The organism is Cupriavidus sp. 05T313 (genome assembly GCF_056396665.1).
The window spans coordinates 1-10,133 of the sequence record NZ_JBFTLX010000258.1; the positions used below are offsets into that span (position 1 = coordinate 1).

General features: G+C 58.5%; 9 protein-coding genes and 1 pseudogene. 3 read left to right on the forward strand and 7 right to left on the reverse strand.

Annotation, left to right across the window (positions count from 1 at the left end; genetic code table 11):
* The first annotated feature begins 125 nt into the window (after window positions 1-125).
* Complete coding sequence (locus AC1DKD_RS34540; RefSeq protein ID WP_045239504.1) at window positions 126-380, forward strand: hypothetical protein; 255 nt, start codon at window positions 126-128, stop codon at window positions 378-380.
* A gap of 13 nt (window positions 381-393) precedes the next feature.
* Here the strand turns inward: AC1DKD_RS34540 and AC1DKD_RS34545 are convergent, their stop codons facing one another.
* Window positions 394-1,191: a Crp/Fnr family transcriptional regulator gene (locus AC1DKD_RS34545; protein ID WP_441633099.1), complete on the reverse strand. Its 798-nt coding sequence runs from the start codon at window positions 1,189-1,191 to the stop codon at window positions 394-396.
* Window positions 1,192-1,536: 345 nt separating this feature from the next.
* Here AC1DKD_RS34545 and AC1DKD_RS34550 point away from each other — a divergent pair, with 345 nt between their 5' ends.
* Window positions 1,537-2,187, forward strand: a complete 651-nt coding sequence (locus AC1DKD_RS34550) for a TetR/AcrR family transcriptional regulator (RefSeq protein ID WP_400102049.1) — start codon at window positions 1,537-1,539, stop codon at window positions 2,185-2,187.
* Between the two features lie 221 nt (window positions 2,188-2,408).
* On the opposite strand, the gene AC1DKD_RS34555 is transcribed toward AC1DKD_RS34550, so the two are convergent.
* From AC1DKD_RS34555 to AC1DKD_RS34580, 6 genes and pseudogenes are all read right to left on the reverse strand, one after another.
* A complete protein-coding gene (locus AC1DKD_RS34555; protein WP_045239506.1) occupies window positions 2,409-4,106 on the reverse strand; it encodes a tannase/feruloyl esterase family alpha/beta hydrolase in 1,698 nt (565 codons plus the stop codon).
* A gap of 330 nt (window positions 4,107-4,436) precedes the next feature.
* Window positions 4,437-5,211: pseudogene (locus tag AC1DKD_RS34560) on the reverse strand (enoyl-CoA hydratase).
* A gap of 69 nt (window positions 5,212-5,280) precedes the next feature.
* Window positions 5,281-6,477 (reverse strand): acetyl-CoA C-acyltransferase, encoded by a 1,197-nt coding sequence (locus AC1DKD_RS34565; protein ID WP_441633102.1) that lies wholly within the window; start codon window positions 6,475-6,477, stop codon window positions 5,281-5,283.
* A 22-nt stretch (window positions 6,478-6,499) separates the two neighbouring features.
* Window positions 6,500-7,258 carry an SDR family NAD(P)-dependent oxidoreductase gene (locus AC1DKD_RS34570; protein WP_441633104.1) on the reverse strand — a complete coding sequence of 253 codons (759 nt, stop codon included), beginning with the start codon at window positions 7,256-7,258 and terminating at the stop codon, window positions 6,500-6,502.
* A 25-nt stretch (window positions 7,259-7,283) separates the two neighbouring features.
* Window positions 7,284-8,654 carry an MFS transporter gene (locus AC1DKD_RS34575; RefSeq protein ID WP_441633106.1) on the reverse strand — a complete coding sequence of 457 codons (1,371 nt, stop codon included), beginning with the start codon at window positions 8,652-8,654 and terminating at the stop codon, window positions 7,284-7,286.
* A 61-nt stretch (window positions 8,655-8,715) separates the two neighbouring features.
* Entirely contained in the window at window positions 8,716-9,438 is a 723-nt protein-coding gene (locus AC1DKD_RS34580; RefSeq protein ID WP_441633108.1) for a nitroreductase, read from the reverse strand.
* Between the two features lie 245 nt (window positions 9,439-9,683).
* Here AC1DKD_RS34580 and AC1DKD_RS34585 point away from each other — a divergent pair.
* The coding region (locus AC1DKD_RS34585; protein WP_477144280.1) for an AMP-binding protein at window positions 9,684-10,133 on the forward strand (450 nt) is incomplete at its 3' end.

Consider the following 10,133-nt stretch of genomic DNA (forward strand, 5'->3'; position numbering starts at 1 on the left):
CTATGGCTTCTCCGCATTGAGACCGAGCCCGCAGACCGTGGTCTTGCCCTGCCGCTGCCGCCCACCCGACTGGAGCCGCAACCCCTCATGCCTGGGGCGCGTCCTTCATCCGGCCAAGCCCGGCCATGGAGGCGCTTTGGGTGCCCGAGCCGGGATTCTGGCTGCTGCCAGAGCGGTACCCGGAATACGCCTTCCACTCGAAGGAACTCCTCCAGGAGGGGCTGCAGCGACCCGTCGATCCGAATGTGCCCTTTGTGGGCGGGCGTCGACCGATCGTTGTCGGTGGCATGAGCATGCGCTGCGGGCACAAGGACTTTGCGTTGGACGTCTTCCATCGCGCGCGCAAATCCGCCTCGCGCATCAGCGTGCGGACCCGATAACAGTTGCGCCTCTTCAATCCCCGGAGTGTGCGAATCTACGCAATGCCGCCAAATCCAGTATCTGAATCGACCCATACTCAGCAACCACTAACCCTGCATCTTCCAGTTCGCGGATGGCCCGATTCGTGTTCTGCCTTGAAAGCCCGCAAAGCCTCCCAATTTCCTCCTGGGAGAAGCCCAACGTCTTGTCCGTGGCTGGATAGAGCTGCTGATTGAAAAGCTCTGCCAAACAGAATGCCACCCGCGCAGATGCTTCATGCAGCCGAAGGTTGTGCACCAGTCCAACGTAGTAGCCACATCGAGCGTTGAGTTGGTCGATCACGTATCTGCTGAACGAGTGGCTCTGCTCAAGGAGCCAAAGGAATGTCGACTTGGGTACGAATGCTAGGCGACTATCCCGGATCGCAACAACAGAATAGGGCCGTGGCTCGTCTTTCAGCACAACACCCTCACCGAACCACGAGCCGGCAGGAACGCCCGCAAATGTGATAACCCGCCCCTCTCTCGAGGCGGTATCGACCTTCACGATCCCTTCCATCACCGCAAGCCAGTGGTCGGCAGGATCCCCTCGATGGCACGCAACAGCACCAGCATCGTAGGATCGGTCAAAGCTATCACGCATAACTCGAGTCTTCTGCTCAGAGGTCAGATTCGAGCACCAGGGCGCCTGCAAAAGAAACGCCTCCAGACTTAGATGGCCAGGCTTGCAAAAACCATCATTGCGATTCTGCAAGGTGGAGTCGACCAAGCTGCTGGATTTCGAGAGGACGACGGGCGAAACTCGCATCGGTTCCGCTCGCTTGGCTTGCATGCCATTCACGTGGTTCATCATTTGGAGCCAGTATTGCGCAGTTGCATGATCACCTGTTTGCGCTGAGCACCCGTCGCCGACTTGATACCGCTGGCATGTGGCAAGCACTGTGCAGAAGTCCAGTCTTCCAGTTCCTTGGCAGACCTCCGACCTGGGAAGCTGTCGGGATCGAGTGGGATTCGACGTTCCGTTAAGTGAAATCTGGATTCGCTTTAGATTATGGCCCGAAAGGGATACTGTCAAGCGAAGCACGGCTAGGTGTTTGTACGGAGAGCGCTATAATGGCCACCATAAAGGTGAGCGGTGTACTGCACAATTGCTCGTCGAAAAGCAGGCATAACTGAAATGGAAATTCCACATAGCCCTCCGCGCATTCGGATTCGCCGGCGGGGTGCCGACAAACATCCGTTGATCCTCCAAGCCGCACGAGATTTGGTGGCGGAATCTGGGTTCCGAGAAGCCCAGATGTCGTTGATTGCCGAGGCTGCAGGCATCGCGATCGGCACGTTGTACCGCTACTTTCCGTCCAAGACCGAGTTGTTGGTCGAACTCGTGAAAACGACGGCGCAACGGGAAGTCGACGTCGTAGCTGGTATCGCCATGCGTGATGGGACCGCACTAGAACGTCTTGGTGCGGCCGCATGGACGTTCGCGAGTCGCGCCTTGCGAGGCCGACGCTTAGCCTACGCCCTAGTTGCTGAACCTGTTGAGCCAGATGTCGAGGCTGCCCGGCTCACTTATCACCGAGCACTGGCCAGGGTATTCAAGACGATCATTGAGCAGGGTATGGCGAATGGCGAGTTCCCTGCACAGGATGCCGCCGCATCAGCCGACTGCATAGTCGGCTGCCTTTTCGAAGGCCTGGTGGCACCGCTCACCAACAACGCTACAGCCGATGCTGTCCAGGCAGCCGCCCACGGCTCGGCCATCATCACTTTTTGTCTGCGAGGGGTTTCAGGCTTACAGGCGCCCGCCTATAGGATTCCGACTGTGTAGTCGCTTCCTTCAGGAATCGACCGTCTCTACCGGCTAGCGGAGGACGATCTCAACCCCCGACCTCGCCTTCCGCAAGGATTTCTGTCGCGCCGACTACCTCTACAAGCCTCTTGCGCTTAGCGGATGTGCTGCCGGCCTCGTGTTTTCGGCCGGCAGCACAAGAGGACTGAAGTTGTGAAGTGACTTGATCCGCCTGTGACAATATTGTCACAGGCAGTGGATCAATTGGAGCACGTATAGCTTGATGCGGCGTTCACGTCCCCGCTGACGTACTTTGGCCACTTGGGGTACTCGCACAGAGGCCGAGTGCGTCCCGCAGTGGGCGGGTTCAAGTCGGTAACGACGAGATTTTGCGGAGCCGTGCCTTTCGTGACCCAGTTGTCCAAAGCAGTCAGCCCATCATATGCCGCCTCAAACTGCCCGCCCGTGCCATGTGCGGCACCGGGAACCAGATAGAACTTGAGGAATGACGACAACGCATTCTGCCCATAGTTCGCCAGCAATCGGTTGTAGTAGTCAATCGACATTTGAGCCGGAATGAACTGGTCGGATTGCCCGTGCTGAAGGATCACCTTCCCACCTCGGTTCTTGAAGTTGTCCAGGTTGACAGTCGTGGAGTCCATCATTTGACTCACCGTCTGTGTCCTAGCGGTGAGCAACCCTGGATCCGTGAAGTTGAAGGACATCAAATCGAGCGAGGGATCCCTTGCAATAGCGTATCGCACGAGGCTATTCGGGAAGGCATAGAAGAACGACCATTGTGCAGTTGCATTTGTCCCAGGGTCCAGTACGGCGTCTGCTGGAGAGTCCCCCAGCGGTAACAAGAAGCCACTCCAGAAATCGGTGCCTGCGAGGATGTTGTAACCCGGAATGCTGTGAATACCGTTTGCGAAATCAAAGTTCGTCTTCAGCGGCGTGGCCATGGTATTGACAGTGCTGATCTGGGCGTCAGACAGGCAAGTGTCGCCCGTGTCGGCGCCCCCCGGGCATCGCACAGTCGCCGGATCGAACGTACAAGGACTCGGATTGCTGATCAGGCCGTCTGTCGCGCCGTCCAAACTGTCACAGGCCGACATCACAGCCTTCTTGAGCATAGCGGCCTTGTTTGCGTTGATGAAGCCGCCTCGGGCAAGTGACGCCTGAGAGATGCGCCCCATTTGGAAGGCCAGCCCCATGATCCCGGACGCGGGATAAGTCGAAATGATGCCATCGTAGTCTGAGGCGTACTTCTGCGCAGCGATAAGCGCCTGACGACCGCCGCCAGAGCCACCAATGTAGTAGCTATGCGCGAACGTCGCCCCGTAGCGCTGCTTGGTTAAAAACAGAGCGACATCATGCGTTTTCTTGATGTGGTCGCCGGCATAGTTCGCCAACGCCTCATCGTTCTGAGCGAACCGGCCATCCCCAAAGCTTCCTTCATGCCCGCTATCGCTGCCAAGCGTCACATATCCGCGCGCCAGCGGAGTCAGAACCCCCTTCGGTTCGCCATAGGATGTGAGGCCGGTTTTTGTGAAGCCTGTTGTGGCCGGGACAGACCCGTCAAGCCCACCACCACCGAAGTGAACAGATTTCCCGTTCCAAGTGGACGGCAAATCAACTTCGAACTTGATGTCCGGCGCGGCCGGGTCCACGGGATGAATCCCCCCCAAGACCTTGCAGAACTCGCCATTTGTATTGCCCGACGCCGTCGCAGCAATGAGCGTCGCCGACGCGATCGTGGCGCCAGTCGTTGGCAAACCAATCGCGGAGGCTGGTACGGCTGAACCTTGAAGCGCCGCGCACTGCTGCGCTGGCGTCAACTGGGGCGTGGCATCGGCTACGACAGAGTCGCTGCCTCCTCCACAACCAACGACGAGCAAGGCCGATAGCGTTGCCACAGTGGGTGCAAGCCATTGCGGCCTGACTTTGGTGAACTTCATGACGTTGTCTCCTAGCAGACGCCGGGACTTCTAGTTGTCCACGAGTCGCTTTCGTTCAAGTAAATAGTCCTGCGAGGTACGTCGTCACTGACGAGCATGGCGGCGAAGCACCTCGATGACGACCATACCGATCGGGCCTGCTCAGGATTGTCTTGCGCAAGACGATTGGAAATTTCGAGCCGTATTCAGTCGAAGATGCTGGAGTAGCCCTGCCATATTCAGGTTGGGCCACTCCTTGATGTACAGAAAACCTTGTTCAAGCTGGCAGTCGTTTTCGTTCTGGAATGCCGCCCGCTCTGTGGTCTCGACACCTTAAGCATTCACCCGCTGTCAGCGGTGCTTGAACGTTGGTTGCCGTTTCGACAGGAAGGCGGACATCCCTTCCTTCTGGTCATCAAGTCCAAACGTGGAATGAAAGGCGCCGCTCTCGAAGAGCAGGCCCTCAGCCAAAGATGCCTCGTATGCCCGATTGATCGATTCCTTGAACATCATGACTACAGGTAACGAGTAATTGGCAATCAGCTTGGCAGCTTCCAGCGTTTCGTCGAGTAGTCGATCGCAGGGATAGACCCGCGAGACAATGCCCCAACGCTCAGCCTCGGCCGCATCAACCATGCGCGAGGTCAGACACAGGTCCATTGCCTTGGCTTTGCCGACAAGCCGTGGCAGGCGTTGCGTTCCGCCAGCACCAGGCATCGTTCCAATCTTGATTTCGGGCTGTCCGAACCGTGCCGCATCCGAGGCAAAGATCAGATCGCACATCATCGCCTATTCGCATCCGCCACCCAACGCGTAACCGCGACACCGCGGCCAAAACTGGTTCTCTCGCCTCCCGAACCTTCTCCCAATTTCTCGAGATGAAGTTGCCTTTGTAGACCTTCTGGAAATCGAAATCCTTCATGTGCGCAACATCCGCACCCGCTGCAAACGCGCGCTCATTGCCGGTCAGGACGATGCATCCGATGTTGTCGTCCCGCTCGTACGCATCAACAGCAGCACCAATTCCGTCCATGACATCGTCATTGAGCGCATTCAGCGCTTCCGGGCGGTTGATCTGAATGAAACCGACCCGGTCGATTGTCTTTCGCAAAACCACTTCACTCACATTTGGCTCCGACCAACAACTTCACGACGCCACCTGCCTCGCGTCGAATGCGAGGCAGATGGCCTTTCCTTACAACAGCTCGACCGCAACCGCCGTTGCCTCACCGCCGCCGATGCAAAGGCTTGCCACGCCACGCTTCTTTTCCGCCTTCCTGAGGGCGCCAAGAAGTGTCACAAGGATCCGTGCGCCAGACGCACCGATGGGATGCCCAAGAGCGCACGCTCCACCATGAACGTTGACGGTCTCAGGGTCCAAGCGCAGGTCATGAATCGCCGCCATCGTGACTACAGCGAACGCCTCGTTGATTTCCCACAAACCGACATCTGCGGTCGACCAGCCGGTCTGACCAAGCAGCTTTTGGATGGCCCCTACCGGAGCGGTGGTGAACTCCGCCGGTGCTTGTGCATGTGTTGCGTGGCCAACGATTCGGGCGAGTGGCTGCACACCCAGCTTCCTGGCAGTCGATTCCCGCGCCAGCACCAACGCAGCAGCGCCGTCCGAAATCGAGCTTGAGTTCGCCGGCGTCACCGTCCCCCCTTTTTTGAAGGCTGGCTTCAACGAGGGAATCTTCTCAAGGTTGACCTTTGGCGGCTGCTCATCGCTCTGCAGCGTGACCTCGCCCGTCCGACCTTGGACCATGACCGGCGTTGTTTCCCATGCGAAATCACCGCGTTCGATCGCCGCCTTCGCACGCTGGGTCGAGAGAATGGCCCATTCGTCCTGGGCTTCGCGCGAGAAGCCATAGCGCTCGGCACAGTCCTCGGCGAACGTACCCATCAGCCGGCCGCGTGTGTCATTTTGATAGTGGTCTTCCAGTCCATCGAAGAACATGTGGTCCAGCAACTGCCCGTGGCCGAGCCGATACCCTTTGCGCGCTTTGGGCAGCAGATAGGGGGCGTTCGTCATCGACTCCATGCCCCCAGCAACCATCACGTCGTTGGTACCAGCGGCGATCGAATCATGCGCCAGCATCACGGCTTTCATGCCGGATCCGCACACCTTGCTGATCGTCGTACACGTCACCGATTCAGCAAGGCCCGCGTTCAGGCAGGCTTGACGCGTAGGAGCCTGACCAACGCCGGCGGGGAGAACGCAACCCATCAGCAGTTCCTGGATCGCGCCAGCATCGATACGCGCGCGCTCAACAGCTGCGCGAATAGCGAACCCGCCCAGTTCCGGGGCTGTCAGGCTTGCGAGATCTCCTTGGAAGCCACCGATCGGCGTGCGTGCGGCGGACAGAATGACGACTGGATCGTTTGTACTCATGTTCGGTCTCCGTTCTGGTGATTTACTTTGCCGCCATCCGGATGGCGCCATCGAGCCGGATGACCTCGCCATTCAAGTAGCCATTGCCAAGCACGTGCTCGACCAGACCGGCGAACTCCGTCGCCTTACCCAAGCGCGAAGGAAACGGAACGAACCGACCCAGCGCCTCTTGCACATCGGCTGGCATCTTGAGCAGCATCGGGGTTTCCATGATCCCTGGAGCAATCGTCACGACCCGAATTCCGGACCTGGCCAACTCCCGCGCGAGCGGCAAGGTCATCGCAACCACACCGCCCTTCGAGGCGGCGTAGGCGGCCTGCCCAATCTGGCCGTCGAACGCAGCAACCGACGCAGTGTTGATGATCACACCGCGCTCGCCATTGTCGTCGGGTGGCTCCTGTTGCATGATTTCGGCGGCCAGCCGAACCATATTGAACGTGCCGCCCAGGTTTATGTTGAGGGTGCGCAAGAAGGAACTCATTGCGTGCGGCCCCTGCTTGCCTACTACCTTCTCCGCGGGCGCGATACCGGCGCAGTTCACCAGGCCGCGCAATGTTCCCAGCGCGGTTGCTGCTTTGAATACGTCTTTTGCTCCCTCTTCGCTCGTCACGTCGGCACAGACAGACGCGCAGCGGAGTTCCTCAGCCATCGCTTCGGCGGCCTCCAGATCGAGGTCGACGATCACCACCTTGCCCCCTTGCTCAGAGAGCAATCGGGCAGTTGCGGCTCCCAGTCCAGAGCCGCCGCCGGTTACGACGAATACGTTGTTACTGATCTGCATCGGATGATTTCCTGAGGGTGATGGGTCAACTGCTTGCCGACGAAGGGATGTCGGAGTGTGAGGGAAGCGCTTCCGCGCCATGTGTGTTGGCCGCGCTGCGGCGATGGTCGATCATCATGACCGCGACGGTGCCCAATACGCCGGCAAGGCCGATCGCCAAGAAGTTCTGCTCCAGAGGCAGTCGCATCGCCACCAGCATGCCGATCAGCACGGGTGCGGCGATCGCTCCGAGGCGGCCGATACCGGAGGCAAAGCCCACACCGGTCGAGCGAATCGAAGCGGGGTAAAACTCACCGGCGTATGCGTACGCCAGGAGCTGTGTTCCAAGGGTCGAGGCACCGACGACGAACACGACAAGGAAGAGCAGCTCAGTCGATTTCGTGTAACCCATCAACGCCAGCGACACTGCACCGGTCGCGTAGAAGGCCACCAGTACATATTTGATGTTGTACTTGTCGCCCAGCCAACCACCACCCACAGCACCGACCACGGCACCAATGTTGAAAACCAACACAAAGGTAAGTGCGGACCCAAGGCTATAGCCCGACATGGCCATCAACTTTGTGAGCCACGAACTCAACGAGTACACCATGAACAGCCCCATGAAGAAGGCGACCCAGATCATGACTGTGCTGAATCCACGTCCGTCCTGAAACAGCTTGGCCACCGGGGCTTTGGTCACCATCGCCTCTTGGGGCATGACGAACCGGTCTTGGCTACTGACTTGAACCTCCGGCGCGATCTTCCTGATCAGTTGTACGAGCTTCTCGGCACGGTTTCGCTGCACCAGAAACGCCAGCGAATCAGGCATGGTCAGCAAGACGAAGGGAATGATCAGGATGGGCGTGCCGGCGATGAAGAACACGGACTGCCAGCCATAGGCTTCAATCAGTTGCTTGCCGGTGAGCGCCACAAGGATGCCGCCGATCGAGTACCCAGCGAACACCAGGGTGACGAGACGGGCTCGGATCTTGCGCGGAGCATATTCACCCATCTGAGCAGTCACGATGGGAAGCACGCCGCCAATCCCGAGACCTGCGAAGAACCGGGTAATGCTGAAGCTCAACGGATCGTGCGTCAGTCCGGCCGCGGCTGTGAAGAAACTGAACAGCGCGATGCATACGCAAATCGACACAGGCCGGCCGATCTTGTCGGCCAGCGTGCCGAGGTAAATCGCCCCAAACATCATGCCGAACAGGGCCGAGCTCGCCATGAATCCGGCCTTTGCTGCATCCACCCCCATCTGTTTCATGATGGACGGTAATGCCGCGCCCACAACGGCCAAGTCGTATCCGTCGAGCACGAGAATCAGGACACACCAGAACAGGATCAAGCCATGGAAGCGCGAGAATCTCGCGTTCTGTGTGATCCTTTGAACATCAACTTCGTTACTCATGGTCTCCTCCATTTGAGATTGGATATCGTTGGTGGTACTATTGGTCCATCTGCGGGTAAAGCTAGGTGGCGTGATAAACCGTAAAGGTGGAAGAAGGCGCCCTTTCAGAGACGAGCGAGTTCTCAATGCGACTCTCGTCGGCGTAGCCCAGGCTCATGCCCACCAGGAACATTTCTTCTGGCGGCAAGCCAAGCTCTTGCTCGATGATCTTGTGGTACTTCATGAAGGCGGCCTGAGGGCAGGTGCTCAGACCGTAGGTACGCGCGACAACCATGATGTTCTGCAGGAACATCCCGTAGTCGAGGAGACTGCCGCGCTGCATCACGCGGTCGATCGTGAAGAACAGCCCAACAGGTGCATCGAAGAACTGGTAGTTCCTGCCGTGCTGCGCGTGCATCCTCTGCTTGTCACCCTTCTCGATGCCAAGAAGGCCATAGAGCTTCCATCCGATGTCACGACGCCTGTCGATATAGGGCGACACCCACTCTTCTGGGTAGTAGGCCCATTCATCGGCATGCGCATCCGCCAACTCGGGATCGTTGTCGACTTTGGCGATTGCGGCGCAGACCCGGTCTCGGGCGTCGCCCATGACCACGTGTACCTTCCAGGGTTGAATGTTCACCCCCGTCGCCGCATAGCGCGACACATCAAGAATTGCCTTGATGGTCTCGTGTGGGACAGGTTTCGGAAGATAGGCGCGAACGCTACGTCGCGTAGCAATTGCCCATTCCACAGCCGACCGGATCGATGAAAGTTCATCCGGTGGCGGTCCAGCTCGTTCCATCTACTACCTCGCTCAAGTGTCATGCGGACCTCGCGTCCACTTAGAATTCAGATTAGCGAGCGTTTCTCAGCCCCAATGTCTTGCAGCCGACAATCGTTTCCCTCTTTGAAGGTCGGAACTCGACGCATGGAAATGTCTCAGGGGTGACATTCACCCCGTTGGACCAACGCTAGATTGGGATGTGGCTTGAGGAACGGGGAACCCCTCAGGGCCGTGCATTCATAACCCGACGTGGAGACATCGCTATGACCGGAAACATTTATCAGAGCGGGCTTGGCCGTACCCCTGCAAATCACCTCCCGCTGACACCGCTCCACTTCCTTGATCGGTGCGCCGACCAATATCCCGATCACATCGCGATCATTCACGGCTCGATGCGGCAAACGTGGAAGCAAACACGAGAACGCTGCCTGCGCCTGGCGAGCGCGCTCGTCAAGCGGGGCATCAAGCGTGGAGATACGGTTTCGATTCTCGCGCCCAACACTCCCGCCATGGTCGAGGCACATCACGGCATCCCGCTGTCGGGCGCAGTGCTCAATGCGATCAACTGCCGGCTGGATGCCGAAGGCGTCCGCTTTATCCTGCGCCACGGCGAATGCAAGGTTCTCTTTGTCGACAGGGAGTTCTCTTCGCTCGCCGCAAAAGCGATCGAACAGATTGAGAACAAGCCACTGGTCATCGACATCGCTGACATC

Coding starts and splice junctions, on each gene's coding strand:
- AC1DKD_RS34565 (WP_441633102.1), bottom strand. CDS start 6,477: ATGAGTACAAACGATCCAGTCGTCATTCTGTCCGCCGCACGCACGCCG.
- AC1DKD_RS34545 (WP_441633099.1), bottom strand. CDS start 1,191: ATGCAAGCCAAGCGAGCGGAACCGATGCGAGTTTCGCCCGTCGTCCTC.
- AC1DKD_RS34555 (WP_045239506.1), bottom strand. CDS start 4,106: ATGAAGTTCACCAAAGTCAGGCCGCAATGGCTTGCACCCACTGTGGCA.
- AC1DKD_RS34580 (WP_441633108.1), bottom strand. CDS start 9,438: ATGGAACGAGCTGGACCGCCACCGGATGAACTTTCATCGATCCGGTCG.
- AC1DKD_RS34570 (WP_441633104.1), bottom strand. CDS start 7,258: ATGCAGATCAGTAACAACGTATTCGTCGTAACCGGCGGCGGCTCTGGA.
- AC1DKD_RS34575 (WP_441633106.1), bottom strand. CDS start 8,654: ATGAGTAACGAAGTTGATGTTCAAAGGATCACACAGAACGCGAGATTC.
- AC1DKD_RS34540 (WP_045239504.1), top strand. CDS start 126: ATGGAGGCGCTTTGGGTGCCCGAGCCGGGATTCTGGCTGCTGCCAGAG.
- AC1DKD_RS34550 (WP_400102049.1), top strand. CDS start 1,537: ATGGAAATTCCACATAGCCCTCCGCGCATTCGGATTCGCCGGCGGGGT.